Origin of the sequence: Myxococcus eversor, assembly GCF_010894455.1 — a bacterium.
Taxonomy (GTDB): Bacteria; Myxococcota; Myxococcia; order Myxococcales; family Myxococcaceae; genus Myxococcus; species Myxococcus eversor.
This window is the reverse complement of sequence record NZ_JAAIXY010000031.1, coordinates 88,984-115,116: the sequence shown is the minus strand read 5'-3', so window position 1 is coordinate 115,116 and position 26,133 is coordinate 88,984. Positions and strand designations below refer to the sequence as shown.

The 26,133-nt window shown below is 69.2% G+C and carries 24 protein-coding genes; 16 read left to right on the top strand and 8 right to left on the bottom strand.

The annotated features are described in order from the left end of the window. Positions 1 to 301 precede the first annotated feature (301 nt). Both G4D83_RS42195 and G4D83_RS42190 read left to right on the top strand, forming a co-directional pair. Positions 302 to 2,515 (top strand): RelA/SpoT family protein, encoded by a 2,214-nt coding sequence (locus G4D83_RS42195; protein WP_163870609.1) that lies wholly within the window; start codon positions 302 to 304, stop codon positions 2,513 to 2,515. A gap of 80 nt (positions 2,516 to 2,595) precedes the next feature. Further along, positions 2,596 to 2,982 carry a RidA family protein gene (locus G4D83_RS42190; RefSeq protein ID WP_163870608.1) on the top strand — a complete coding sequence of 129 codons (387 nt, stop codon included), beginning with the start codon at positions 2,596 to 2,598 and terminating at the stop codon, positions 2,980 to 2,982. Positions 2,983 to 3,086: 104 nt separating this feature from the next. Here G4D83_RS42190 and G4D83_RS42185 read toward each other — a convergent pair whose 3' ends face one another. Next, positions 3,087 to 5,051, bottom strand: a complete 1,965-nt coding sequence (locus G4D83_RS42185) for a DsbA family protein (protein ID WP_163870607.1) — start codon at positions 5,049 to 5,051, stop codon at positions 3,087 to 3,089. A 226-nt stretch (positions 5,052 to 5,277) separates the two neighbouring features. On the opposite strand from G4D83_RS42185, the gene G4D83_RS42180 reads away from it, so the two are divergent. Next, entirely contained in the window at positions 5,278 to 5,508 is a 231-nt protein-coding gene (locus G4D83_RS42180) for a sulfurtransferase TusA family protein (RefSeq protein ID WP_163870606.1), read from the top strand. A gap of 10 nt (positions 5,509 to 5,518) precedes the next feature. On the opposite strand, the gene G4D83_RS42175 is transcribed toward G4D83_RS42180, so the two are convergent. Beyond that, positions 5,519 to 6,427 carry an ABC transporter ATP-binding protein gene (locus tag G4D83_RS42175; RefSeq protein ID WP_163870605.1) on the bottom strand — a complete coding sequence of 303 codons (909 nt, stop codon included), beginning with the start codon at positions 6,425 to 6,427 and terminating at the stop codon, positions 5,519 to 5,521. After that, a complete protein-coding gene (locus G4D83_RS42170) occupies positions 6,424 to 7,311 on the bottom strand; it encodes an ABC transporter permease (protein ID WP_240357121.1) in 888 nt (295 codons plus the stop codon). The genes G4D83_RS42175 and G4D83_RS42170 overlap by 4 nt, the downstream gene beginning before the upstream one ends. Positions 7,312 to 7,465: 154 nt before the next feature. Between G4D83_RS42170 and G4D83_RS42165 the strand changes: the two genes are divergently transcribed. Continuing rightward, the gene (locus tag G4D83_RS42165) at positions 7,466 to 8,986 is read left to right on the top strand and encodes a penicillin-binding transpeptidase domain-containing protein (protein ID WP_176435763.1); all 1,521 of its coding nucleotides are present in this window, start codon (positions 7,466 to 7,468) and stop codon (positions 8,984 to 8,986) included. A gap of 97 nt (positions 8,987 to 9,083) precedes the next feature. Here G4D83_RS42165 and G4D83_RS42160 read toward each other — a convergent pair whose 3' ends face one another. Continuing rightward, a complete protein-coding gene (locus G4D83_RS42160; RefSeq protein ID WP_163870603.1) occupies positions 9,084 to 10,244 on the bottom strand; it encodes a DUF4388 domain-containing protein in 1,161 nt (386 codons plus the stop codon). A 21-nt stretch (positions 10,245 to 10,265) separates the two neighbouring features. Here G4D83_RS42160 and G4D83_RS42155 point away from each other — a divergent pair, with 21 nt between their 5' ends. From G4D83_RS42155 to G4D83_RS42120, 8 genes are all read left to right on the top strand, one after another. Then, positions 10,266 to 10,544, top strand: coding sequence for a glutaredoxin family protein (locus G4D83_RS42155; protein ID WP_163870602.1), 279 nt, complete (start codon positions 10,266 to 10,268; stop codon positions 10,542 to 10,544). A 120-nt stretch (positions 10,545 to 10,664) separates the two neighbouring features. Next, positions 10,665 to 11,618: a GGDEF domain-containing protein gene (locus G4D83_RS42150; RefSeq protein ID WP_240357122.1), complete on the top strand. Its 954-nt coding sequence runs from the start codon at positions 10,665 to 10,667 to the stop codon at positions 11,616 to 11,618. A 44-nt stretch (positions 11,619 to 11,662) separates the two neighbouring features. Then, on the top strand, positions 11,663 to 13,309 hold the full coding sequence (locus G4D83_RS42145; RefSeq protein ID WP_163870601.1) for a sigma-54-dependent transcriptional regulator: 1,647 nt from the start codon (positions 11,663 to 11,665) through the stop codon (positions 13,307 to 13,309). Between the two features lie 51 nt (positions 13,310 to 13,360). Next, positions 13,361 to 14,674, top strand: a complete 1,314-nt coding sequence (locus G4D83_RS42140) for a GNAT family N-acetyltransferase (RefSeq protein WP_163870600.1) — start codon at positions 13,361 to 13,363, stop codon at positions 14,672 to 14,674. Between the two features lie 185 nt (positions 14,675 to 14,859). Further along, the gene (locus G4D83_RS42135) at positions 14,860 to 15,675 is read left to right on the top strand and encodes an ActD protein (protein ID WP_163870617.1); all 816 of its coding nucleotides are present in this window, start codon (positions 14,860 to 14,862) and stop codon (positions 15,673 to 15,675) included. Further along, complete coding sequence (locus G4D83_RS42130) at positions 15,675 to 17,912, top strand: caspase family protein (protein WP_163870599.1); 2,238 nt, start codon at positions 15,675 to 15,677, stop codon at positions 17,910 to 17,912. Before G4D83_RS42135 ends, G4D83_RS42130 begins: the two co-directional genes overlap by 1 nt. A 145-nt stretch (positions 17,913 to 18,057) precedes the next feature. Beyond that, positions 18,058 to 18,624, top strand: coding sequence for a tetratricopeptide repeat protein (locus G4D83_RS42125; RefSeq protein ID WP_163870598.1), 567 nt, complete (start codon positions 18,058 to 18,060; stop codon positions 18,622 to 18,624). A 172-nt stretch (positions 18,625 to 18,796) separates the two neighbouring features. Next, positions 18,797 to 19,915 carry a 3-deoxy-7-phosphoheptulonate synthase gene (locus tag G4D83_RS42120; RefSeq protein WP_163870597.1) on the top strand — a complete coding sequence of 373 codons (1,119 nt, stop codon included), beginning with the start codon at positions 18,797 to 18,799 and terminating at the stop codon, positions 19,913 to 19,915. Positions 19,916 to 19,920: 5 nt separating this feature from the next. On the opposite strand, the gene pheA is transcribed toward G4D83_RS42120, so the two are convergent. The 3 genes from pheA to G4D83_RS42105 are packed head-to-tail and all read right to left on the bottom strand — an operon-like array spanning position 19,921 to position 22,344. Next, a complete protein-coding gene (pheA, locus tag G4D83_RS42115) occupies positions 19,921 to 20,754 on the bottom strand; it encodes a prephenate dehydratase (protein WP_163870596.1) in 834 nt (277 codons plus the stop codon). Next, complete coding sequence (locus G4D83_RS42110) at positions 20,747 to 21,886, bottom strand: bifunctional chorismate mutase/prephenate dehydratase (RefSeq protein WP_163870595.1); 1,140 nt, start codon at positions 21,884 to 21,886, stop codon at positions 20,747 to 20,749. The genes pheA and G4D83_RS42110 overlap by 8 nt, the downstream gene beginning before the upstream one ends. Continuing rightward, positions 21,883 to 22,344: a GNAT family N-acetyltransferase gene (locus G4D83_RS42105; protein WP_163870594.1), complete on the bottom strand. Its 462-nt coding sequence runs from the start codon at positions 22,342 to 22,344 to the stop codon at positions 21,883 to 21,885. Before G4D83_RS42105 ends, G4D83_RS42110 begins: the two co-directional genes overlap by 4 nt. Before the next feature lie 72 nt (positions 22,345 to 22,416). Here G4D83_RS42105 and G4D83_RS42100 point away from each other — a divergent pair, with 72 nt between their 5' ends. Genes G4D83_RS42100 through G4D83_RS42085 form a run of 4 tightly spaced genes read left to right on the top strand, consistent with a single transcriptional unit; the run spans position 22,417 to position 25,732 of the window. After that, positions 22,417 to 22,971: an RNA polymerase sigma factor gene (locus G4D83_RS42100; RefSeq protein WP_163870593.1), complete on the top strand. Its 555-nt coding sequence runs from the start codon at positions 22,417 to 22,419 to the stop codon at positions 22,969 to 22,971. Further along, complete coding sequence (locus G4D83_RS42095; protein WP_163870592.1) at positions 22,968 to 23,588, top strand: hypothetical protein; 621 nt, start codon at positions 22,968 to 22,970, stop codon at positions 23,586 to 23,588. Before G4D83_RS42100 ends, G4D83_RS42095 begins: the two co-directional genes overlap by 4 nt. Continuing rightward, positions 23,585 to 24,175, top strand: a complete 591-nt coding sequence (locus G4D83_RS42090; RefSeq protein ID WP_163870591.1) for a periplasmic heavy metal sensor — start codon at positions 23,585 to 23,587, stop codon at positions 24,173 to 24,175. The genes G4D83_RS42095 and G4D83_RS42090 overlap by 4 nt, the downstream gene beginning before the upstream one ends. A 51-nt stretch (positions 24,176 to 24,226) precedes the next feature. Further along, positions 24,227 to 25,732, top strand: coding sequence for an amino acid permease (locus tag G4D83_RS42085; RefSeq protein WP_240357120.1), 1,506 nt, complete (start codon positions 24,227 to 24,229; stop codon positions 25,730 to 25,732). Here G4D83_RS42085 and G4D83_RS42080 read toward each other — a convergent pair. After that, positions 25,695 to 26,123 carry an EVE domain-containing protein gene (locus G4D83_RS42080; RefSeq protein ID WP_163870590.1) on the bottom strand — a complete coding sequence of 143 codons (429 nt, stop codon included), beginning with the start codon at positions 26,121 to 26,123 and terminating at the stop codon, positions 25,695 to 25,697. The genes G4D83_RS42085 and G4D83_RS42080 overlap by 38 nt on opposite strands. Positions 26,124 to 26,133 lie beyond the last annotated feature (10 nt).

Genomic DNA, 26,133 nt, shown 5'->3' with positions numbered 1-26,133 from the left:
GGCGGTGGCGGCGGGCTTCGCGGCGGGAGGCCGGGCGGCGGGTGCGTCCCCCAGGGCCTGGCCGCAGAGCACGCAGGAGGCCGAGCGCGGCGGATTGAACCCGTCACAGGTCGGGCAAACCACGGAGAGAGACGACAACAAGAGCTGTGACATGGGCGGAGGCGAATCTACGGGCGCGTAAAACGTCGGGTCAACGAAAGCGAACGCGATGGGTGGGACAAGCCTGGAAGAGAAATACGACAGGTTCCGTGGGGCAACGTTGCCCCCCCTCCGGCACGAAGTTACGATTCCCCCTGCTTCGATGATCCGCCTGAACGACATCCTCCAACGGGTTTCCTCGTACCACCCGGACCCCGACCTGGACATCATCAAGAAGGCCTACGTCTACTCGGCCAAGGTGCATCAAGGCCAACTGAGGAAGTCAGGCGAGCCCTATCTCGTCCACCCGCTGGAGGTGGCCGGCATCCTCGCGGACCTCAAGCTCGACGAGGCCTCCATCGTCACCGGTCTGCTCCACGATACCATCGAGGACACGCTCGCCACCGCGGAGGAGCTCACGGAGCTGTTCGGCGCGGAGGTGGCCCAGCTGGTGGACGGCGTCACCAAGCTGTCCAAGTTCTCCGCGTCCGCCACGCTCTCCCAGGAGGAGAAGCAGGCGGAGAACTTCCGGAAGATGATCATCGCGATGGCGCAGGACATCCGCGTCATCCTCGTGAAGCTGGCGGACCGCACGCACAACATGCGGACGCTGGACCACATGAACGAGGAGAAGCAGGCGCGCATCGCCCAGGAGACGCTGGACATCTACGCGCCCCTGGCGAACCGGCTCGGCATCTCCTGGATAAAGACGGAGCTGGAGGACCTGAGCTTCCGCTACGTGAAGCCGCAGGAGTTCTTCGGCCTCCAGGAGAAGCTCAACAAGCGCAAGAAGGAGCGGGAGAAGTACATCGAGGACACCTGCGACCTCATCCGCTCCAAGCTCGCCGAGCGCGGCCTGAAGGGCGAGGTCTCCGGCCGCTTCAAGCACGTCTACAGCATCTACAAGAAGATCAAGTCGCAGGGCATCGACTTCGACCAGATTCACGACATCATCGCCTTCCGCATCATCTCCCCCGCCGCGCCCGCCTGTTACGAGGCGCTGGGCCTGGTGCACGAGATGTGGAAGCCGGTGCCGGGTCGCTTCAAGGACTTCATCGCGATTCCGAAGCCCAACATGTACCAGTCGCTGCACACCACGGTGATTGGCCCGCTGAGCGAGCGCGTGGAGGTGCAGATCCGCACGGCGGAGATGCACAAGATCGCCGAGGAAGGCATCGCCGCCCACTGGAAGTACAAGGAGGGCAAGGCCGTCATCTCCAAGGATGACGAGAAGTTCGCCTGGCTGCGCCAGCTCATGGAGTGGCAGCAGGACCTGAAGGACCCCAAGGAGTTCCTCGAGACGGTGAAGGTGGACCTCTTCACCGACGAGGTCTTCGTCTTCACGCCCAAGGGCGACGTGCGCTCGCTGCCGCGCGGCGCGACGCCGGTGGACTTCGCGTACGCCATCCACTCGGACGTGGGCAACCGGTGCGTGGGCGCGAAGGTGAACGGGAAGATTGTTCCCCTGCGCTACAAGCTGAAGAACGGCGACACGGTGGAGGTGCTCACCAGCCCGCAGCAGCACCCGTCCAAGGACTGGCTCACCTTCGTCAAGACGAGCCGCGCGCAGCAGCGCATCCGTGGCTTCATCAAGCAGCAGCAGCGCGAGAAGAGCCTGCAACTGGGCCGCGAGCTGACGGACCGCGAGTTCAAGCGCTTCCAGCTCAACTTCAACAAGCTGCTCAAGTCCGGCGAGGTGAAGAAGGTCGCCGAGGAGCTGGGCTTCCGCATCGAGGACGACCTGCTGGTGGCCATCGGCTACGGCAAGGTGACGCCGCAGCAACTGGTGCATCGCCTGGTCCCCGAGGAGAAGCGCCACGAGGCGGAGTCCGCGCCCCGAGGTGATGCTTCCGGCAACGGCGCGCCCGCGGGTGGCTCGTCCATGCTCCCCGGCCTGTCCCGCGTGACGGACCTGGCCAAGCGCCTGGTGGGCCGCAGCAACCGCAGCGGCGTGCAGATTGGCGGCGTGGACGACGTGCTCGTGCGCTTCGGACGGTGTTGCAACCCCGTCCCTGGCGACCCCATCGCCGGCTTCATCACCCGGGGACGGGGCGTGACGGTGCACACGGTGGGCTGCGAAAAGGCGCTCGCGACGGACCCCGAGCGGCGCGTGGACGTGAGCTGGGATGTGAAGGGGGACTTCAAGCGCCCCGTCACCCTGCGCGTGCTGACGGCGGACCGCACGGGCCTGTTGGCCGACATCTCCAACATCTTCTCGAAGAAGGGCGTCAACATCTCCCAGGCCAACTGTCGGGCCACGGGGGATGACCGGGCGGTGAACACCTTCGAGGTCATCATCTCGGACTTGAAGCAGCTCACGGACCTGATGCGCACCATCGAGCGCTTGAGCGGCGTCTACTCCGTGGAGCGAATCTAATCCGCCGCCTTTCGTGCTAGAGCGCCCGGGAAATCCGGTGGCCCTTCTGTCGGGGCCACCCGAACCCTCGAGGTGCCTTCATGGCTCGGAAGACTCTTCACTCGGACCAGGCTCCCAAGGCCATTGGCCCGTACTCGCAGGCGGTGCAGGTGGACGCCGGGAAGCTGACCTTCCTGTCCGGGCAGATTCCCCTGGACCCCGCCACCATGGAGATGGTGACGGGAGACGTCGTCGCCCAGGCGGAGCGGGTGATGCTCAACCTGCAGGCCGTGCTCGCCGCGGGCGGGCTGGACTTCAGCCACGTGGTGCGCTGCACCATCTTCCTCACGGACCTGGGTGACTTCGCCAAGGTGAATGAGGTGTACGGCCGCTACTTCACCGGCGCGCCCCCGGCCCGAGCCACCGTGCAGGTGTCCGCGCTGCCTCGCGGCTCCAAGGTGGAGATCGACGCCATCGCCGTCTCCTGAAGCGTCCCTTCACCGCCGTGCAAAGCAAGAGGCCGCCGGACCTTGTCGGTCCGACGGCCTCTGGTGCTTCAGGGCTTCGGAAACAGCAGCCGGCGTGGAGCGGATTACTTCCCGTCCGCAGCGACGGCGCCGGCCTTCTTCAGCTCCTCATCGATGACGCGCTTGAAGGCGTCCAGCGGCTGGGCGCCCACGAGCGTCCGGCCGTTGATGAAGAACGTCGGGGTGCCGCTGGCGCCCAGGCGGGAGCCCTCGGCGGCGTCCGCGTCGATCTGCGCCGCGAACTTGTTCTCGTCCAGGGCGGCCTTGAACTTGGCGACGTTCAGGTTCAGCTCCTGCGCGTACTTGTCCAGGGACGCGCGATCCAACGCGCGCTGGTTGGCGAAGAGCTTGTCGTGCATCTCCCAGAACTTGCCCTGCTCGTGAGCGGCCAGCGCGGCGGCCGCGGCGGCCTTGGCGTTGGCGTGCATGGGCAGCGGCTGGTTCTTGAAGGCGACCTTCACCTTGCCGCCGTACTGGTCCTCAATCTGCTTGAGCGTCGGGACGACGCGGCTGCAGAAGGGGCACTCGAAGTCGGAGAAGGCGACGATGGTGACGGGCGCGTTCTTCGGGCCCTTCACCGGGGCGTTGCCCACGTCCACCTTCTGCACGGGCGGCTCGGAGGGAGCGGCGCCCGGGGGAGGCGCGGCCGGGGCCTCGGCGACGTTCTGCGCGTTCAGCTTCGCGTACAGCTCCTCGGCCTTGGTGCCGGAGGCCAGCAGCTTGTCGGCCTTGGCGATCTCCTCGTCGATGAGGCGCTTGAAGGAGTCGAAGGGCTGCGCGCCCACCAGCTCACGGCCGTTGACGAAGAAAGTCGGGGTGCCACTGGCGCCCACGGCGCTGCCGGCGGCGCTGTCCGCCTCGACCTTCGCCTTGAACTTGCCGCTGTCCAGCGCGGCCTTGAACTTGGCGGTGTTCAGACCCAGCTCCTGCGCGTACTTCTCCAGGGAGGCCCGGTCCAACGCCTTCTGGTTGGCGAAGAGCTTGTCGTGGAACTCCCAGAAGCGGCCCTGCTCGTGCGCGGCCTCGGAGGCCTCGGCGGCCAGCTTCGCGTTGGCGTGGAAGGGCAGCGGCTGGTGACGGAACACCACGCGCACGTCCTTCGGGTAGTCCTTCTTGATCTGCGCCAGCGTGGGGCCGGCGCGGCTGCAGAAGGGGCACTCGAAGTCGGACCACTCGACGATGGTCACCTTGGCGGTGGCGGGGCCGAAGGCGGCCGCATCGGCCGGCACGTCGATCTTCTTCACGGACGGGGCCTGCTGCTGCGGGGCGGCCTTGGGCGCGGCGCGCTCGGCGCCCTTCTCGATGATCTTCGCGTAGACCTGGCTGGCGGGGACGCCACCCTTCACCAGGGCCTCCGCCTTGCCCATCTCCTCGTCGATGAGGGCCTTGAAGTTGTCGATGGGCTGCGCGCCGGAGAGGAAGCGGCCGTTGATGAAGAAGGCCGGGGTGCCGCTGGCGCCGAGCTGGCTGGCCAGGGCCTGGTCCTGCTGGATGGCGTCCGCCAGCTTGGGGCTGGTCAGGTCGGCCTTCCATTTGTCCAGATCCAGACCAATCTCCTGCGCGAACTGCTGCAGGGAGGCGTCATCGAGCTTCTTCTGGTTGGCGAAGAGCTTGCCGTGCATCTCCCAATACTTGCCCTGCTCACCGGCCGCGAGGGCGGCGAGGGCCGCCGGCTTGGCGCGGGGGTGGAAGGACAGCGGGTTCTGGCGCATCACCACGCGCAGCTTCTTGCCGTAGTCCTCTTCCAGCTTCTCCACCGTCACGTTGGCGCGGCTGCAGAAGGGGCACTCGTAATCCGAGAACTCCACAATCGTGACAAGGGCATCGGCGCTACCCCGGGTGGGGGAGCCTTCGATGGGAACCTTGAACACGGTGGGGTCCACCGGGCGGCGCGCGGCGGGGTTGGCCTGACCAGCAGCTTGCGCGGCGGGCTTGGCATCAGTCTTCGAGGACGGGCCGCTGTACACACGGCCGCCAACGAAACCAAGCACCAGGCCGACCAGCAGGGCCACGATGATATTGGGCTTCATGGGTGGGTTCTGCTCCTTCGCCATAGGTCCGACTCCGGCCCCGAGCGTGGATGTACGAGAAAGATTGAGAGGGCCGGGGTACTTAACAGAGGGATTTCCAGACACGCAAGCCGAGTGGAGGCACGCTCCGCTCGTCAAACAGTCCCCTCAGCGGCCCGGAAACTGGGCGGTTCTCGGAAAAATTCCGCATGCTCGGATCTGCGTGGTGCAGGAGAGAACAAACCCGATGGAGAACGCAGTGCGAGTGGACACCTCTGGGGCGTATTGCCCCATGCCCATCCTGGAGATCGCCAAGGTGATGCGACGCCTGCCCGCGGGGGCCCTGGTGGAGCTCATCTCCACGGACCGGGGATTGGAGGCGGATCTGCCCGCATGGTGTGAGGCCACCGGCCATGAACTCGTCCGCCTGGAGCGCCGGGGGACGAGCTACGTGGGCTGGGTGCGCAAGGCGGGCTGAGAGGCCCGCGCTAGAGCAACTGGAGGACGCGGTCCTCGAGACGACGGCCCCGACTCACGCCGAGGATGAGCACGCCGCTCTGGAGCAGGTGCGCCACCACGCGGCTGATGACCTGCTCCGGCTTCGCCTGACCGCCGAAGCGCACCACGAGGATGCTCTCGCCTTCCATGCGCGCGTCGGTGACGTCGGGCAGGGTGGTCAGCTCCGGGGGGATGACCGTGCCGCTGGCGATCTGCACGCGGAACTCCGCGCCCTGGCCCGTGAGCTCGGACATGGAGCCCGCCTGCGCCAGCGTGCCCTTGTCGAGGATGGCCGCCGCGTCGCACAGCTCTTCCAATTCCTGGAGGTTGTGGCTGGAGACCACCACCGTCTGTCTGCCCTTCATGTCCTTGATGACCTGACGCACCTGCGCGGCGATGCGCGGGTCCAGGCCCGCGGTGGGCTCGTCCAGCAGCACGAGGGGAGGGCGACCCATCAGCGCCTGCGCCATGGCCGTGCGCTTGGCCATGCCGTGGCTGAGCGCCTGCGTCTGGACCTTCCAGGCGTCCAGCAGACCGACCTGGTCCAGCGCTTCGCGGGCCTCGTTCTCGGGAGTGGCGAGGCCCGACAGCTTCGCCCAGTACGTCAGGAGCGCGCCCACCTCCCAGCCCGGGGGCAGCACCGCGTCCTGCGGCAGCGCGCCCACCCGGCCCTTGAGGGCGCCAGGCGTGGAGGGGTCCACGTCCATGACCGTGAGCGTGCCCTCGGAGGGATAGAGATAGCCACACATCATGGAGAAGGTGGTGGTCTTGCCGGCGCCGTTGGGGCCGATGAGGCCATACACCGCGCCGCGTGGCACCGAGAAGCTGACGCCGTTGACGGCGACCTTGGGGCCGAAGCGCTTGGTGATGCCGAACAGTTCAATCGCCAGGTCGCTCACAGGTCCCTCGCGCGCAGGGCGCCGTAGGCACCGAGGAGAAAGAGGGTCGCGAAGGCCGCGTAGGCCGCGCCGCTGACGCCGAACTCGGTGATGTTCGGGTGCAGCAGATCCCCCGCGTAGTTGGAGGGAGACAGGTAGCGCAGGAAGCGCAGCGCGCCCGTCTCTCCCGAGGCCCGGCCCACGGTGTCCATCAGCCAGAAGACGAACAGGAGGATGAAGTTGAAGACCAGGCTCACCCCGGGCGTGCGGAAGACGCTGGAGCACAGCGTCGTGAGGGCCACGTACGCCAGCGAGAAGACGATGGCGGCCAGCCAGAACTTGAGCAGGTTGAGGCTCATCGCCGCGAAGCCGAAGTCCGGGTTGGCGATGCGCGCGTAGACGAAGATGGCCAGGTCGATGACGAGCACCAGCCCCACCAAGAGCGCCGCCTGCGTCAGGAACTTGCCCAGCAACACCGAGGAGCGCCGCGCCCGCACCGTCAGGTAGCGCATGGAGCGGGGGGCGACCTCGCCGCTGATTTGATCGAACCCCATCAGCGCGACGTAGGCGGGCAGGAAGAAGAGGGTGACCTTGAAGACGAGGAGCACCTCGATGGGGACCTGCGCGAGCGCCTCCATCATCGAGGTGTCGTTGCTGGTGAGGAAGCCCAGCACGCCCTTCCGCGTCTCCTCCATCATCCTCGCGGTCGACTCCGCGTCGGCGCCGGCACCGGCCAGTCGCTCGTTCATCGTCGCGCGCAGGTCGCTGGTCAGCTTGCCAATCACCAGCAGCACCAGCGCGGAGAACATGCTGTAGAGCCCGAGCAGCACCACCGCGCGACCACTGCGCACGGCCCGGCGGAACTCGGCGCCGAAGATGACCAGGGTTTCTTTCAGTCCGTCCAAAGTGTGGGTGACCCTATCGGACTTGCACACTCCGTCGCCAAGTTTCTGACAGGAGCGGCAACCAGGCGGACGGGGAAGCGTCCATGGACAGCGAGCCTCCAGTCGGTAGGATTCGCGTGCAGCCCTTGCCCCCTCAGCCCCCCTCGCGCCGCACATGACGATTCGCCGCCGCCTCCTGTCCGCCGCAGCGCTGCTTCCCCTCGCCCTGCTGTTGGGGGCCCAAGAACCGGTGCCAGGTGGTGCCACTCCCGAGGTACCGGCCGCGAGTGATTCCGGCGCTGTCGCTCCCGAGTCGGCGCTCCCGGCGAAGGACTCCCTCGTGGTCGCCTCCGGAGCCGAAGGGGTCGCCGACGGGGTCGGGGATGCGGGCCATGCGCCGGGGGCTCATGCCGGTGGTGGAGGCACCCTGGCATCCCCAGCTTCCATGGGTGGGGCGGATGGGGGGACGAGCCCGGAGGCCGACGCGGTGGCGGCCGCGGCGGTGCAGGGCGGGACGGATGCGGGGTTGGTGACGCTGGTGACGGTGCCGGGGCTGGTGCCTCCCGCGCCGGTGCCCTCGCGACTGACGGCTCCTCCCATGGCGAAGCTCCAGACGATGCCTCGCGCGGCGGACCTGCTGGCCCGGGCGAAGCTGCAGGGCGAGCGGTTGGTGGTGAAGGAGAAGGACGGCCACACGCGTGCGCTCACCGTGGACCCGGTGCTCCAGGCCTCGTTGACGAAGATCCTGCGGGACTACGAGGTGCCGTATGGCGCCGCCGTGGTGCTGGAGCCCTCGACGGGGCGGGTGCTGGCGCTCGCGGAGCACTCGCAGGCGCAGCCGGAGCTGCGCGGACTGCCCTATCGCGCGGTGTTCCCCGCCGCGAGCATCTTCAAGATCGTCACCGGCAGCGCGCTGCTGGAGGCCGGTGTCACCCCGACGATGGAGGAGTGCTTCCACGGCGGCAAGCGGCGGCTCACCGAGAAGCACCTGGAGGACAGTGAGCGCGATGGTGCCTGCTATTCGCTGGCGCTCGCGATGGGCAAGAGCGCGAACGTCATCTTCGCCAAGCTGACGCAGAAGCACCTCACCGCGGATGTGCTGCGTCGCATGGCCGCGCGCTTCCACTTCAACCGCGAGATTGATTTCGTGGTGCCCACGGACGTGTCGCTCGCCGCCGTGCCGGAGGATGGCTTCGCGCTGGCCAACACCGGTGCGGGCTTCGGAGATGTCTATATGTCGCCGCTCCACGGCGCGCTGGTGGCCGCGGTGGCCGCCAATGACGGGCGGTGGGTGGACCCCGTGCTGGTGGAGCCGGAGCAGGGTTCGCTCTTGCCTCCCGAGGGCGAGCGCGTGCTGACGTCCGAAGCGGCCAAGGCATTGACGGACATGCTGGAGGCGACCGTCACGCACGGCACCGCGCGCGGCATCTTCCGGGAGCGCAACTTCCGCGTGGACAACGCGGTGGGCAAGACGGGCACGCTCGCGGACCGCAATCCCTTTCGGGACTACTCGTGGTTCGTGGGCTTCGCGCCCCGGGACAACCCTCGCGTCGCGGTGGCCGCGCTCATCGTCAACGACCCGAAGTGGCGCATCCGTGGCACGTGGCTGGGCCGCGAGGCGCTTCGGCTCGGACTGGAGCGCGTGCCCGCGCCCGTGGAGCTGACCGCGCCGGCCTCGGCTGCGGGCAAGCACTGAGCTGACGCGAGGACCGAAGTGCGAAGCGCTTCACCGGCGCCAGGAGCCAGTCGGTGCTGGCCCACCGCACCACCAGGGACGACCCCTCGACGCGCCGCTACCTCGCGGTGAGCTTCACCAGTCCCATGTCCACGAAGCCGTGGAAGAACTTCAGCGCGTCCAGCTCCTGCAACGGCGACACGTTGACGATGGCGGCGATGTCGCGGCGCCCGTCGACGCGTGAGAGCAGGTAGCGCTCGGGCGCGGTGAGCTGGAGCGTCTTCAGGTGCGACGGCGCCACCTGGAGCGCTGGCACCTTCGAGGCATCCATCAGCTCCCGCCGCAGCTCCTTCAGCAGCTTCTCCTGCGCGGTCTTCAACAGCGCCGCCGAGCGGGGCGACGGAGACATCTCGTGCGCCTGTCGCGCCAGGGCCTCGCCGTCGCGCACGTTGCCCGCATCGATGAAGAGCTGCGCCGCCTGGAGCACCTCGTCCGACGACGACTCCGAGCCGATGACGCCCGCGTCCTCCGGCTTCTCCTCCTCAATCACCGCGGACGTCACGGGCACCGGCGCCTCGTCCGACACCTTCACCGCGTCCAGTCGGTAGAGCGCGTACAGGCGCTGGTAGAGGAAGAAGTCCGTGGCGTGAAGCGCCCGGGCCAACCCATCGATGCTCAGCCCGTCCTGGATGAGCTGGACGATTCGCTCGTCCATGCTGCCGGGCTTGCGCTCGGGCAGCTTGCGTTCATCCACGGACAGCCGCACCCCGCCGGAAGGGAACACCGCGCGGATGGCCTCCCACGCCGTCTCCCGGAACTCGCCCTCGCGGTGGATGTCCATCAGGTCCACCTCGACGTCGAGGCCGGCGATCTCCGGCGCCGTGTCCGATGCCTCGAAGGTGAACTCGCCTTCCCGCCAATGGAAGGCATCCAACATCATCTCCCGGAACTTGTGGCTCAGCGTCGAACGCGCCGTCGCCTCCTGCACCACCCCCATCGTCACCAGCACCTTGCCCAGGAAGACTCGCGTCTGGGCCTGCGTGCCGAACGCCTTCTCGAGCTGGGCCTCCGTCACATGCCCCATGGTGATGAGGAATTGACCGAAGTACTCCCGCGGCTGATTGGAGCTGGCGCAAATCACCTGGCCATCGCGGAGGACCCATTGCTTGCGGACCTCCCCACGCTCCACCTTCAGCGAGCCGGTGGCTCGACGGTTCCCGAGGTAGACGACGAGGTCCTTGAGGGGCATCGTCGGAAAGTCACCAGTCAGACCGCGCATCGACCGTCCATCCTGCCCGCCATGAGAGTCGAGATCTACTCGAAACCCAAATGCTCCCTCTGCGACAAGGCCGCCGACGTCGTGGACGCCGTCCGCGCTCGCATCCCCTTCGAGCTGAGGCTCATCTCCATCCTGGAGGACCCGGCACTCTTCGAGCGCTGGCGCTACGACATCCCCGTGATCGTCATCAACGACGTGCCCGCTTTCAAACACCACGTCACGGAGGCCGAACTGGAGGCCCGGTTGCGTGAGGTCCAAGGTGGCATGTCCATTGCTAAAACCGGTGCCCAAGATGGGTAGCCGAGTGCCCTTCCCTTGGAATTCCGGGGGGATGAAGAGAGCGGGGAAGGGCTTGGGACTGTAATTCCGGGCACGTGCCGGGGGAGTGGTGGAGAAAATTCTGGTGGGGAGGCTGACGTGGTGGGCGTGAGACGCAAGCGGGTGGGGAAGGCGGCGCAGCCGCCCACCGTGCTGCTCATCGAGCCGCGGGCGGACGACCTGGAGCGGAACCGGATGCTCCTCGGGGAGGCCGGCTTCCGGGTGGTTCCGGTGACGCGCTTCGACGCGGCGGTGCCGCTGTTCGAGGTCATCCGTCCGGACGCGGTGCTGCTGGCGGTGCAGGCGCCGGATTATGGCGCCGTGCAGGTGGCGAGGAGGCTGCGGCAGATCAGCCGGGGCACCGTGCCGTTGCTCTACATGGTGGACCCGCACGACGTGGGGGCCTACCAACACTGTCTGGAGAAGGGGCAATGCGTGGACGTGGTGCCACGCTCGGGCAGCGGCTCGGAGCTGGCGGTGAAGCTGCACGCGCAGCTGCGGCTGAAGGCGGCCGTCCTGCGGGCGGCGTCAGGTGAGGAAGAGGACACGGCGCTGGCGCTGCATGACCCGGTGACGGGCCTGTACAACAAACCCTTCCTGCTCTCGTTGCTCGGGCTGGAGGTCCGCCGGTGCGAGCGGTATGGCGGGTCCTTCTCCGTGATCTCCGCGGAGGTCGGTGGCTGGAGCTCGATGCGCAAGGAGTACGGGCGCGGCATGGCGGAGCGTCTGCTGGTGTACAGCGCGGTGGTGCTGGGGCAGACGGTGCGGGAAGCGGACGCGGTGGCCCGGGTGGACGAATGCCAGTTCGCGTTGATGTTGCCGGGGACTCCGGCGGAGGCGGTGCCGGTGATGCTGTCGCGGGTGGCCGCGCGCTTCGAGTCGGCGCGTTTCCAGGTGGACGGTCGGGTGGTGCGCACCACGCTGGAGCTGGGGGCGGTGAGCTTCCCGGACACGGTGGGGACGCCTCAGCAGCTTTTGAACGCGGCGCAGCAGGACATGCGGCGCACGCGTGAGTTTCGTCGGATGACCGGGTCCATGGCCCGGCTCTCGGTGTGAGGATGGGCGGAGGTTCGATGCAGAGGGCGAGCGGAGGCGAGGGGATGGATCGGATCGCGGTGCTGGTGGTGGATGACGAGGAGTCGGTTCGCACCTTCATGTCCGAGTTGCTCGGCAGCGCGGGTTATCAAGTGCGCTCGGCGGGGAGTGGCGCGCAGGCGCTGGAGATGCTCGCGGGGGGCTCGTTCGACGCGGTGTTGCTCGACGTCGTGATGCCGGAAATGAGTGGCCTGGAGGTGCTTCGTCGCTACCGGGCCCAGGGGGGTAATGCCCCCGTCGTCGTCCTCAGCGGCCTGACGGGCGCGGATGACGCCGTGCGCGCCATGAAGATGGGCGCCACCGACTATCTGTCGAAGCCCCTGGGCAACGACGAGCTGCAGGATGCCCTGGCCCGTGCGCTCGGCACGCGCGTGCCGGACCGTCAGGTGGTGCCTCCACCCCTGGCTCCGCGTCCGGCGGCGGACCCCGCGGGGGATGCCCGGGTGCTCATCTCCTCGTCTCCGTCCATGCGACGGGCACGGGCGCTGGTGGAGCGCATCGCGAACGAGAACGTCCCGGTGCTGCTCCTGGGCGAGTCCGGCACGGGCAAGGAGGTCATCGCGCGGGAGATTCACGCACGCAGCCAGCGTCGCGGTCGGCCGTTCATCAAGGTGAACTGCGCGGCGCTTCCCGGCGAGCTGCTGGAGAGCGAGCTGTTCGGCCACGAGCGCGGCGCCTTCACGGGGGCCACGGCGGAGAAGCCCGGCAAGTTCGAGCTGGCGGACCAGGGCACCATCTTCCTGGATGAGATTGGCGAGATGGCCATCCGCCTCCAGGCCAAGCTGCTCCAGGTGCTCCAGGACGAGGAGTTCTTCCGCGTCGGTGGCAAGAAGAGCGTCCGTGTGGACAGCCGCGTGGTGGTGGCGACCAACCGCGACCTCGAGAAGGAGATCGCGCTCGGCAACTTCCGCGAGGACCTCTACTACCGCCTCAACGTGGTGGCCATCCGCCTGCCGCCCCTGCGCGAGCGTCGCGAGGACGTGGTGCCGCTGACGGACCACTTCCTCAAGAAGTACGGCCGCCAGTACATCTCTGGCATCGCGGAGCTGCCCACCGAGGTGCTCCAGGCCTTCGCGGACTACGACTGGCCGGGCAACGTGCGCGAGCTGGAGAACATGGTGCGCCGGCTGTGCGTGCTGAAGGACCCGACGCTGGTGCTCGACGAGCTCAACGCGGCGGGCCGCTCTCCGGCGAGCGCGCCGTCCCTGCCCACGTCGTACGCAGGTGACGACAGCGGCTACAACCACCGCGCGGTGGAGGAGCACGTCCGCGCGCCCGCGTCCTCGTCCGTGCAGGTGCTGGAGATGCCCTCTCGTGGCGTGTCTCCCACGACGGCGGCGGCGCACACCCAGGCCCATGCGGGCGCGGTGATGGAGCCGTTGAACTCCGTGATTCCGGCGCCGCGCTACATCAATCCGTTCGATGTGCCGCAGCCTCCGCCTCCTCCGCCTCCGGCCGGGGAGCCTTCGCTGAAGGACATCGGCAAGCGCGCGGCGATGCTGGCCGAGCGCGAGGCCATCCTCGCCATGCTCCAGCGCACCGCGTGGAACAAGCGCCGCGCGGCCGGCAAGCTGCGCATCAGCTACAAGGCGCTGCTCTACAAAATCAAGGAGTGTGGAATCATCGACCCGCGCTCCAGCGCGGAGCTGTAGCCCGACGTCACTGCTTGCCATCGCCCCCCGGCTTTCGCTATCGCGGGGGGCATGACAACGCCCCTTGTCCTTCTGGGCTCTGGTTACACGCTGACGCGGCTCGCGGTGGCGCAGGCGCAGGCGGGACGAGAGGTCCTCGCCTCCACGCGCGACACCGCCCGCCGCGAGGAGCTGACACGCGCGGGCGCCCGCGTCGTCTCGCTGGAGGACGCACTCCTCCAGACGCAGGGCGCGCACGTGGTCGTCTCCGTTCCACCCGAGGCGGGGCTGGATGGCGCCATCGCCAGCGCGCTCGTGGCCCGGCCTCCCGCGCGGCTCATCTACCTGTCCTCCACCGGCGTCTACGGCATTGCCCGCGGCGAGGTGGACGAGGACACGCCGGTGGATGTCACCTGGCCTTCGTCACTCCCTCGGCTGGAAGCGGAGTCGCGCTACCTGCCGCTCGGCGCCATGGTGCTGCGCATCGCGGGCATCTACGGCCCCGGGCGCGGTGCCCACTCGCGGCTGCTGTCCGGCAACCTTCGCCTTCCCGAGAAGGGAGGACGCATCTCCCGCGTGCACGTGGACGACCTGGGCGCGGCCATCCTCGCCGCGCTGGAGCAGGGCTCGCCTGGCGCGCTGTACTGCGTGGCGGATGACCGGGCCGCTCCGCTGGAGGAGACCGTCACGTGGCTGGCGCATCGGCTGGCCATGTCGGTCCCCCCGCGGGTGCCCCTGGAGACGCTGCACGAGTCCCTGCGAGGAGACCGCGCCATCTCCAACGCGCGGCTCAAGGAGCTGGGCTGGGTGCCTCGCTACCCGGATTTCACCGTGGGCTTCGCCGCGGTGCTGAAGGAAGAAGGCCGCACGAGCGGGGAGGGCGACATCGTCATCCGCCCCGTGTTTCCCGACGAGATGGAGGCCTTCCGGGCGATGCGGCTGCGCTCGCTGACGGAGCACCCGGAGGCCTTCGGGTCCTCGTTCGAGGAGGAGTCTCAATTCGGGCTGGAGGTGTTTCGCGGGCGGCTGGAGGCGACGGATTCGCAGCGGGTTCTGGGCGCCTACGACGGGACGCGGCTGGTGGCCGTGGTGGGCGTGCGGCGGGAGCCTCGTCTCAAGTCCGCGCACAAGGCCTTCGTCTGGGGCATGTACGTGGCCGAGGAGGCGCGCTCGCGCGGTGTCGGCCGACGACTGCTCGTCGCCATCCTGGCAGAGGGCCGAAAGCTCCCCGGCGTCGAGCAGCTCCTGCTGGCCGTCGTCTCCGGCAACGCAGCCGCCCACACCCTGTACCGGTCCGTCGGCTTCCAGACATATGGCGTGGAGCCTCGGGCCCTGAAGATCGGCGGGGCCTACGTCGACGAGGAGCTGATGGTCCTCACGCTCTGAGCTGGCCCCGGACGCACACCGTCGCACCCGGGCCTGGCGCTTCGTATCGGGCCCGCGACGTCCGGTTTGTTTGCGCCACTTGGGATGGGTGGGTGACAGATCCACGACGCCCGGGTGTTCCAGGCAGCGGAGGACGCGTCGCTGGCCTGGGTGGCCGTGCCGACCGCGCTGGAGGCTTCGTGAGCATGGCCCTGTGCACCCCTGACTGGCTGCTGGAGCGAATCGCCCTGGGCGAGCTGCCCTCGGACGCGTTCACCGCCGCCCGCGCCAAGCTGGAGCAGGAACCGCACGGGCTCGCGCGGCTGGCCCGGCTGGAGACGGACTCGGTCGAGACGCTGGCCCGCCACCCTCCCGAAGCGGTGGCCCGGGAAGTGGCCCGTCGGCTGCGGACCTCCGCGCACATCGAAGCCCACTTGGCGCGGCAGCCGGAGCGCCAGGGCTGGCACGGGCTGTCGATGGGCATGCCGGTGGCCGCGTGCCTCGTGCTGCTGTTCCTGTCCACCCAGCAGGAGCTGGCCGTGGAGCCGCCCTCGCTGGTGCCCGTGCGTGTCGAGCTGCTGGAGACGGTGGGCATCAAGGGCGATGCGCGGCTCATGGTGTACCGCCAGGACGAAGGCGAGGCGGAGCTGCTGTCGGACCACTCGCCCGCACGGCGTGGAGACCTGCTCCAGCTCAGCTATATCTCTGGAGGCCGCCGCCACGGCGTGGTGGTCTCCGTGGACGGACGAGGCGCTGTGACGCTGCATCACCCCACCACGTTGGTGGGACCCACGAAGCTTCAGTCGGGAGACGCGGTGTCCTTGACGCATTCCTATGAGTTGGACGACGCCCCGGGTTTCGAGCGCTTCTTCCTCGTCACCGCGGATTCACCGCTGGATGTGAGCACCGTGCTGGAGGCAGCGCGCCTGCTGGCTCGTCACCCCACCGAGGCAAGCACCCGGCCGCTCCCGCTTCCGGGTACCGTGGCCCAGACCTCCTTTACGTTGGAGAAAGTGCCGTGATGCCGCGGTCGCTCCTGTTCCTGTCCCTGCTTCTTCCCTCGCTCGTCCTGGCGGCTCCCGCCACGCCCGCGCCCGTCGCCGTCCGCCGCTTCGCGCTGCTGGTGGGCGTCAACGATGGTGGCCCTGGCCGCGCGCGGCTTCGCTACGCCGTCACCGACGCGAGCTCCTTTGGCAACGTGCTGGAGGAGCTGGGCGGGGTGTTGCCGCAAGACCGGCTGATGATGCTGGAGGGAGACCGCGCGGCGCTGGAGCAGGCGCTGGCGCGCTTCAAGGCCATGGTCGCCGCGGCGAAGTCGCCCGGCTCGCGCACCGAGGCGCTCATCTACTACTCGGGCCACTCGGACGAAGAGGGCCTGCTGCTGCACAAGGACCGCTTCGGCTACCGCGAGCTGCGCCAGGCGCTGGAGCAGCTCCCCGCCGACGTGCGCATCGCCATCCTCGACTCCTGCGCCTCCGGCACGCTGGCGCGGCAGAAGGGCGGCGTGCGCCGTCCCGCCTTCCTCGTCGATACGTCCTCCGCCGTGCGCGGCCACGCCATCCTCACGTCCTCCTCCGAGGACGAGGTGTCGCAGGAGTCCGACCGCATCGGCGGCTCGTTCTTCACGCACAACCTGGTGTCGGGCCTGCGCGGCGCCGCCGACTCCACGGGCGACGGGCGCGTCACGCTCCACGAGGCGTACCAGTTCGCCTTCCACGAGACGCTCGCGCGCACCGAGCGCACGCGCGCCGGCGCGCAGCACCCCGCCTATGACATCGAGCTGGCCGGCACGGGCGAGCTGGTGATGACGGACCTGCGCACCACATCCGCCGTGCTGGTGGTGGGCGAGGGCGTCGAGGGACGCCTCTACGTTCGCGACGAGCCCGGGCGCCTCGTCGTGGAGCTGAACAAGCTGGCCGGCCGCGCCACGGAGCTGGGCCTGCAGCCGGGCCGCTACACGGTGATGCGCGAGTCGCGCGGCGCCTCCTCCCAGGCGGTGCTGATGGTGGGCGACGGCGCGCGCACGGTACTGGCCGATGCCGCCTTCGTGCCGGTGATGGGCGAGCTGACCGCGATGCGCGGCGGCGCTCCTCTCGCGGGCGCGGGTTCGCAGCCGATGGTGATGCCGATGGACGGCTCGGGGCGCCCCTATCGCTTCCTGAACCTGGGGCTCATTCCGAAGCTGCAGACCAACGACCTCTTCGGCCCGAATGGCGAAGTGGACAACGCCCTCTCCGTGTCGCTGGGCGTGGCGAGCCTCGGGCGGCTGAATGGCTTCGCGGTGGCGCTGGGCGCGAACTGGAACTCGGCCTCCATCCGCGGCGTGCAGATGGCCATCGGCGGCAACGTGGTGCGCGGCGAGGTGAGCGGCATGCAGCTCGCCGTGGGTGGCAACTGGGCCAGCGGACGGGTGGGCGGCGTGCAGGCCGCGGTGGGCGTCAACGTCGCGCGACAGGGCGGAACGGTGGGGCAGCTCGCCGTGGGCGCCAACGTGTCCAGCACGTCCATGTCCGGCCTGCAGATGGCGGTGGGCTCCAGCTGGGTGGATGGCGACTTCGACGGCTACCAGGCCGCGGTGGGCCTCAGCATGGTGCGTGGCAACATGTCCGGCGTGCAGATGTCGGCGGGCATGAACTGGGCCGACTCCGCGCGCGGCGCGCAGCTCTCGCTCATCAACATGGGCGGTGACGTGGAGGGCATGCAGTTGGGCCTCATCAACATCGCCGGGAAGATGAACGGCGTGCAGTTGGGCCTCATCAACGTGGCGCGGAATCTGGAGTCCGGCGTCCCGGTGGGCCTCTTGAACATCGTGCAGAACGGCCAGTTCCACGTCGAGGCATACGGCAGCGACGTCAACTTCGCCAACCTCGCGCTCAAGGTCGGCAGCCGCTACCTGTACACCACGCTCGTCGCGGGCGTGGGCTCGGTGACCAACTCGCGCGGCCCCAGCCACTGGACGATGGGCGTGGGCATCGGCGGGCATGTGCCGCTGACCGAGCGCTTCTTCTTCGACGTGGACGTGGTGACGAACAGCATCCACGAGTGGGGCGGCTCGTTCGAGGACAACCGGCTCTTGCACCAGGCCCGGTTGATGGCCGGCTTCCAGCTCGCTTCCCGCTTCGCCATCATCGCGGGCCCTACCTTCAACGTCATGCACACCACGGACGGTGAACCCGTCACCGCGCTGAGCCAGTTCTCCAAGACGACCGACCGGGACATCCTGTTCTGGCCCGGTGTCCAGGTGGGCCTGCGCCTCTGACGGGCCGTCCGGAGTGGAGCGGATGGCTCCCATCAGCCGGACGAACTCGAAGAACCCCAGAACGCCTTTCCACCGGGTGCTTCCCGGTGAGAGGCTGGCCGAACGGCCGTTGGCATGGCCGGGCAACCCTTGCCCTGGGGGCACGATGTCCAAGTTGCTGTTCGCGGCATTCAACGAGGGCGCCAAGCTCTCGATGACCGGACAACATGACGCCGCGATCTCCGCCTTCGACAAGGTCCTCGCCGTGGACCCGAAGCACTTCCCGGCCCTCACCGCCAAGGGCTCGTCGCTCGCCCTCCTGGGCCGCACCGAAGAGGCCCTGCGCTGCTTCGAGCGCGCCATCGAGGTGGACCCCTCCGCCGCGGACCCGCATCGCGACGCCGCCCTCTGTCAGCTGGAGCTGGGCGAGCCCGAGGCCGCCGCGGAGTTGATGGAGCGCGCCGTCCAGCTCAACGCGGACCCCGGCTATCGCGAGGCCTCCGCCATCGAAGTCTACGAGCGGGGCAATGCGCTGCTCACCCGGGGCCCCCGCCGCCCCGACAAGGCCCGTTACCGGCAGGCTCGCCACACCTTCGAGCTGGCGCTGGAGCTGTCCCCCGCCTACGTCGAGGCAGCCAAGGCCCTGGCCGACGTCTGGGAGCACCTGGGCGACACCGCCCAGAGAGACCACTACGCCCAGCTCGCCCTCCGGCTGCGGCCCGTGACGGGCTGAGCAGACGGCGGGACGGGGGGACGCGCCCTCCGACGCGGCGACTCGCTCGCCTTCGCGAGGAGGATGCCCCTTCGCGGACGCATCGCCGCGTTTGCGCTGTTACCCCTCCGCGCGGACGTTCCGCGCTATAATTCAAGATTAGTCCGACAACACTGCCCGGAGAACCCAGAAGATGATTGTCATGCTCGAGCCGGACTCCCCCGAGTCCGTGGTGTCCGCCGTCCTCCAAGTCGCCTCCCAGTACAAGGGCGTGACGCCCCGTCCCCACGTCATGGCGGGGGCTGAGTACACCGTGACGGAGGTCTATCTGCTGGGCCCCACGGCGCAGGTTCCGACGGAGGTCTTCGAGCAGATTCCAGGCGTGCGGCAGGTGGTGCGCGTGTCGCAGAAGTACCGCGTCATCGGCCGGCACAAGGGCCAGCGCGCGTCGACGGGCTTCGACTACAACGGCGTGACGTTCGACGAGAAGAGCGTGCAGTTGTTCGCCGGCCTGTGCGCGGTGGACACGAAGGAGAACGTGGAGTCGATGATGGCGGCGCTCGCGCGCTGCGACATCCGCACCACGCGCATGGGGGCGTACAAGCCGCGCACCAACCCGTACGAGTTCCAGGGCCTGGGCGCCGCGTGCCTTCCGTGGGTGTTCGAGTCCGCGGGCAAGCACGGCATCAAGGTGGTCGCCATGGAGGTGACGCACCCCCGGCACATCGACGAGATTCGCGACGCGCTGGAGCGCTCGGGCAACGCCACGGGCGTCATGCTCCAGGTGGGCACGCGCAACGCGCAGAACTTCGAGCTGCTCAAGTCCATTGGCCAGCAGCGCATCTTCCCCGTGCTCTTCAAGCGCGGCATGGGAATCACCCTGGAGGAGTCCCTCAACGCGTGCGAGTACATCGCGAGCGAGGGCAACCCGAAGATTGTCTTCTGCCTTCGCGGCGTGAAGACGCACCTGGGTGACCCGCACCGCAACATGGTGGACTTCGCCCACGTGCCGGTGGTGCGCCGGCTCACCCGCATGCCCGTGTGCGTGGACCCGTCACACGCCATCGGCCGCGCGGATGCTCCGCCGGACGGCCTGCCGGACATCTTCCACTCCATTGGCCAGGGCCTCATCGCGGGCGCGTCCATGGTGCTGGTGGACTTCCACCCGCACCCGGAAGCGGCGCTGTGCGACGGCCCGCAGGCGCTGCGGCTGGAGCAACTGGCGTCGCTCCAGCGCTACACGCAGATTGTCCGCGAGGCGTACCTGTCCGTCGTGAAGAACGGCGACGGCAGCCAGCCCACGACGGCGTAGCCGCTTCAGGCCACGCCGTAGCTGCCGAGGACTCGCAGGGTGATGCAGGCCGCCTGGGCGGCTTCCACCGCCTCGCGCACCCGCGGGTCCTCCAGCGCGCCGTCCACGTCCAGGCACCACACGTACTCCCACGCGCGGCGCTGGGGGCGGGACTCCAGGCGGGACACCTCCAGCCCCCGTCCTGAGAAGGCCCCCAGCACGCGGTACAGCGCGCCGGGCTCGTTCTGGACGGTGAAGGCCAGCGCCGTCTTGCGCCGCTTCCACGCGCGCGGCGGCGCGGTGCCCACGGTGATGAAGCGCGTGTGGTTGTCCGGCGAGTCCTCCACGCCTTCCTCCAGCACCGTCAGCCCATACAGCTCCGCGGAGACGCGGCTGGCGATGGCGGCCGTGCGCGGCGGGGCCTCCTTGGCGACCTTGCGCGCGGCGATGGCCGTGTTGGCCTCCGCCACCGGTTGGATTCCGCGCCGCCGCAGATAGCCCGCGCACTGCGCCAGCGCCTGGGGATGCGACAGGACCCGCTCTACGTCCTCCAACGCGAGGCCCGGCGGCGCCACGAGGCAGTGGTGGATGCGCAGCGACAGCTCGCTGGAGACCTCCAGGTCGTGCTCCAGGAGCAGGTCCACGTTCTCCACCACCGGTCCGCCCAGTGAGCTCTCCACGGGGAGCACGCCCGCTTCGACGCGGCCCTCGGCCACCGCCTCGAAGACGGCGCGGAAGGTGGGGTAGGGGACGGCTTCCACGTCCGGGCCGTAGAGCGCGCGCAGCGCCTCCTCGCCGTAGGCGCCGTGTTCTCCCTGGAACGCGACGCGGCGCCGCTGGGACGACGACGGCTCAGCCATGGCTCCCCTCGGCGCGGCCATACGTGCCCAGCACGCGCAGGAAGGACGTCAGCGGACGGATGTCCTCCAGCGCGGCCGTCAGCGGCGCGGAGGCGGCGTGGCCCTCCACGTCCACGTAGAAGCGGTACTGCCAGGGGCTGCCCGGAATGGGGCGCGACTCCAGCTTGCTCAGGTTGACGCCGCGCAGGGTGAGGCGCTGGAGCATCTCCCCCAGCGTGCCGGGCTTGTGCTCCAGCACCATCAGCAGGGACGTCTTGCACGGCACGCCCGGGGCCAGCGGCGTGGCCTCGCGGCCCACCTCCACGAAGCGCGTGTAGTCGAACTCCGGCTGCAGCTCTCGCGCGAGCACCTCCAGGCCGAAGCGCTGCGCGGCCGTCTCGCTGGCGATGGCGGCGACGGTGAAGTCATTGCGCTCACGCACCTTCTGCGCCGCGCCGCCCGTGTCGGCGTCCGGCACCGCGCGCGCCCACGGCAGCTTCTCGCGCAGGAAGGCCTCGCACTGGGCCAGGGCCTGCGGATGCGAGAGCACCTCGCGCAGCGTCTCCAGCTTCGCGCCCGGCAGACCCAGCAGCCGGTGGTCCACCTGACTCACCAGCTCCGCGGTGATGACCACGCCGCCCTCGGCGAGCAGGTCATATGTCTCGTTCATGCTGCCGGCGGTGGTGTTCTCAATGGGCAACAGGGCCAGGTCCATCTCCCCGCGACGCAGCGCCTCCACCAGCTCTCGCGAGTGGTCGAACCCGGTGAGCAGCACGCCCCCGGCGCGGCCCGAGTAGCGGCGGCGCGCGGCCAGGTGGCTGTAGGAGCCCTCGACGCCCGGGTAGCCCACGCGCAGCGGCGTCGTGTCCAGCCGCGTGACGAGCGCCTGCTGCCGCGCGACGGACATGTCGATGACCAGCCGCCAGAAGCGCTCCACTTCATGCGGGTCCAGACCGTGCTCGGCCGCGCGGGTGCGGATGCGGCGCAAGAGGAGGTCCTCGCGGCGTTGGTCCCTGAACGGCGCGGCCGTGGCCAGCTTGGAGCGGGCCACGTCATCCGCCAGGTCCATGCGGCGGCGGAGCGCATCGAGGATCTCCTCGTCGATGTTCTCGATGGCCGTCCGCAGCGCGTCCAGGTCCAACGGTGAGCTCATCGCGCGGTCTCCGCGAGCTCCCGGGACATGAGGTGATGCGCGCCGATTCCCGGCAGCTCGAACGGCTCCCCATGCGGGACGAAGCCCAGCGAGCGGTAGAAGCCCGAGGCCGTCGACCGCGCGTTGCACCACAGCTGCGTGCCCTTCTGTGTCACGGCGTGCTCCATGCAGGCCTTCAGCAGGGCCGCGCCCAGGCCCTGACCCTGTCGTCCCTGCTCCACGGCCATGCCCCGCAGGCGCCACGCGGTGATGGCCTTCAGCGCGTAAGGTGGCGGCTCCCGGTACAGCGAGGCCACTCCAAGCAGGCGGCCTTCCGCATACAGGCCCAGGTGGAGGGTGTCCTTGTCGTCATCCCCTGGATAGACGACGGCCTCGGGCGGCTGGTGGGGGCGAAGCACGGCGCGGCGCAGCCCGCGCGTCTCCGTGGCCGGAATCCGGCGGATTTCTGATGAGCTCACGAATTCGAGTATGCCGGTTTCCGACCTCGTGCGTCCTCATTCCGTGGAAGCCGTCGAGGAGGCCTTTGCACCGTGAAGGGTACCGTCATCCTGGAGGAGCCTGGAAATCCAGCGCGCGCCGCGGCCGCGTGGGATTTCGACGCGCTCCTGGAGGCGGAGCAGGCCGTGCTGCTGCGGCTGGCGCGAAGGCTGGTGTGGGACGGGGAGGAGGCGAGGGACCTGGTGCAGGCCTCCCTGGCTGATGCCTATGAGAAGCGTCATTCGCTGAAGGACGCGAAGGCGGGACCCGCATGGCTGCGGCGCATCCTGGTGTCCCGCGCGATGGGCCACCTGAGACGGCGGCGCGTGTGGAACGTGCTGCGCGAGGCGCTGGATTGGGGCACGCCGCTGGCGCTCTCCCCCGAGGAACAGTTCGTCGGCGCGGAGAAATGGCGCGCCCTGGGCCACGCGGTGCGGGCGCTCCCCGCGCAGCAATCCACGGCCTTCACGCTGCGCTACCTGGAGGGTCTGGAGTTGGATTCCATCGCGGAGGCCATGGGCATCGGGCGCGGCACCGTCCGCATCCACCTGTATCGCGCGCTCAAGAAGCTCAAGGCCGAACAGGCCCTGGAAGGAGACTCGCCATGAGATGCCACGACGTGGCCACCGTCCTCCTGGAGTCCTCGCCGCCGTGGGCTCCGGAGATTCGGGTCCACCTGGAAGGCTGCGAGGATTGTCGCGCGCTGGCCCGGGGACATGCCTCGGCGTCCGGGCTGCGTCTGCCCCAGCCTCCGCCGCTGGCCCCGGTGCCTCGCGAGGCCGTGCTGCGCGAGGTGCGCCGTCGCAAGGTGCGCCGCCGTATCGCCGCGGGCGCCGTCGCCTCCTGCTGTGTCGGATTGCTGACGTGGCTGTCGGGCCCGGGCGCTCCTTCGCCGGAGCCTCATGACTTTCAGGAAGAGCACGCCGAGGTGTTCGAGCCCGGCACCGTGCCGCATCCCGAGCTGGGGCTGCGGCGCGCCGAGGGGGCGGATGATGTCGACCTCGACTCCCTGGCGCGGCTCGTTCGCGAAGAGCGTGGCTCGCTGTCGTGGCTCGTCACGGAGGTGCGCGGCTACTCGCGCCGGGACGTGGTGGCCCGCGACGACACCTACAAACCTTTCGGGACGATGGCCGCCTGGCTGCGTCCCCCTGATTCCCGCGCGCTGGAAACCCCGCCGTTCCGAACGGCGGTCCTCTCATTCGATTCACAGGAGTCGTTGCCATGAAGAAGACACGCATCACCGCGCTGCTCACGGCCGCGCTGGCCCCGCTGCTGCTGTCGCCCACGTCCGCCCTGGCCCAGCCGGACGATGACTTCGTCCTCCACCGCGCGGCGCCCGGCGCCACCGTGATTCACGACGGGCCCGGCGGCGGCGCGCTGCCTCCCGGACAGTTCCCCGCCGCCGCTCACGGCATCCCCCCGCACCTGGTGGAGAAGCTCGGCGTGCCCCGCGAGGTGGCGAAGCAGGTGCAGGAACTCACGTTCGACGCCAACGAGGCCATCATCCCGCTGGAGGCGGACCTGAAGCGGGCGCAGCTCCAACTCGAGCGACTGCTGAGCGCTGACTCCACCGACGAGAGCGCCGTGCTCAAGCAGGTGGAGGAGGTGGGCCGCGCGGAGACGGCGGTGCGCCGCAACCGTCTGGGATTGATGGTCCGCATCAAGCGGCTGCTTGGACCCGAGCTGTGGCGCAAGCTGGAGGCGGAGATGGGTTCGGTGCGGATTCACAAGCGCATCGAGATTCGCAAGGGTCCTCCGGGAGACGATGGGCCCGGCAGCCCGCCGCCGCCCCCGCCGCCGCGCAAGCCGTAGCGTTCCGGACAGACGCGGGCCCATTCGACCTACCTCTCCAAGGTGTCGCGGATGGGCCCGCGTATCCTGGGCGCCATGGCCAACCCGCCGGACCATGAGCGTCAGCTGGAGGAGGATGCCGCCCAGCTTCAACGACTGGGATACGCGCAGCAGCTCTTGCGTGGCATGGGCGGCTTCTCCAACTTCGCCGTCTCCTTCTCCATCATCTCCATCCTCACCGGAGCGGTGACGCTCTACGGCCACGGGCTGCGCTTCGGCGGCCCGCTGGTCATGGGCGTGGGCTGGCCGCTCGTCGCTGTCATGACATTGGCGGTGGCGGCGAGCCTCGCGCAGCTCGCGTCGTCCTTCCCCACCGCGGGCGCGCTCTACCACTGGGCCGCGATGCTCGGCGGCCCCCGGGTGGGCTTCTTCACCGCGTGGCTGAACACCCTGGGCCAGTTCGCCATCACCGCCGGCATCGACTACGGCCTCGCCGAGTTCCTCGCGGACATGCTCGGCTGGCCTCGTGAGCGCATGTCGGTGCTGCCTCTCTACGCCGCCATCCTCCTGTCCCACGCGGTGCTCAACCACGTGGGCGTGCGAGTCGTCGCGTGGCTCAATGACTTCTCCGCCTGGTACCACGTCGCGGGCGTGGCGGTGCTCATCGGCGCGCTCGCGCTGTTCGCTCCGAAGCAGGACGCGGGCTTCCTGCTCACGCGCTTCAGCTCGGAGACGCCTTGGTATGCCTATGGTTTCCTCATCGGCCTGTTGCAGGCGCAGTGGACCTTCACCGGCTACGACGCCAGCGCGCACATTTCAGAGGAGACCCGAGACCCCACGCGCAACGCCCCCTGGGGCATCTTCCTGTCCGTGGCCGTCAGCGCCGTGGCGGGCTACCTGCTCCTGGGCGCGGTGACGCTGGCCATCCAGGACCTGCCGACGACGGCCGCCGCGGCCAATCCGTTCCTGTACGTGCTGACGCAGGCCCTGGGGCCCGCGCTCGGTGGCGCGCTGGTATGGGTGGCCATTGGGGCCATGTGGTTCTGCGGCCTGTCCTCGGTGACGTCCAACTCGCGCATGCTGTTCGCCTTCGCTCGGGACAACGGACTGCCCGCGTCGAAGTGGCTGGCCCGGGTGTCACCGCGCTTCCGGAGCCCCGCGGTGGCGGTCTGGGTGTCCGTGGCGGGCTCGGGCGTCGTCGCGCTGTGGGCGGAGGCGTACGCGGCCATGGTGGCCCTGAGCACCCTGGCGCTCTATGCGTCATATGCCTTGCCCGTCTGGGTGGGCTTCCGCGCCCGCCGAACTGGGACGTGGTCCCACCGGGGGCCCTGGGACTTGGGCCGCGCGTCGCCGTGGATCAACGGCGTGGCGCTGGCGTGGAGCGCGGTGGTGATGGTGCTCTTCGTCCTGCCACCCAACCAGCTCGCCGGCTACACCTTCGCGGGCGCGCTGGTGCTGCTGGGGCTGTACTGGGCGCTCGTCCAACGCCACACCTTCACGGGGCCGCAGGTGACACTGCTGCGGCCTCCAGCGGCCACGGCTACTTCGGCAGCGCCGTCTTCCCCATCTTCAGGATGAGCTTGAAGTGCGCGGCGGTGACGGGCGCCACGCTGAGCCTGCTGCGGGTGACGAGCGGGAAGTCCTTCAGCGTGGCGGTGGCCTTCACGGTGGCCAGGTCCACGGCCTGCTTGAAGGGGATGACGGCCGCCACCTTCACGGAGGCCCAGTCCTCCTCGGGGGCCGTGGAGTCGGGCGTCGCCGAGGTGAGGACCTTCGCCACCCCCACCACGGCCTTGTCTTCATTGGAGTGGTAGTAGAGGCAGAGGTCGCCGGGCTTCATCGCCCGCAGGTTGTTGCGCGCCTCGAAGCTGCGGATGCCCGTCCACTCCGTCTGCTGGTCCTTTTCGAGCTGCGCGTACGCGTAGACCGACGGCTCGCTCTTGATGAGCCAGTACTGGGGGTTCGCCATGGCGGCGCAC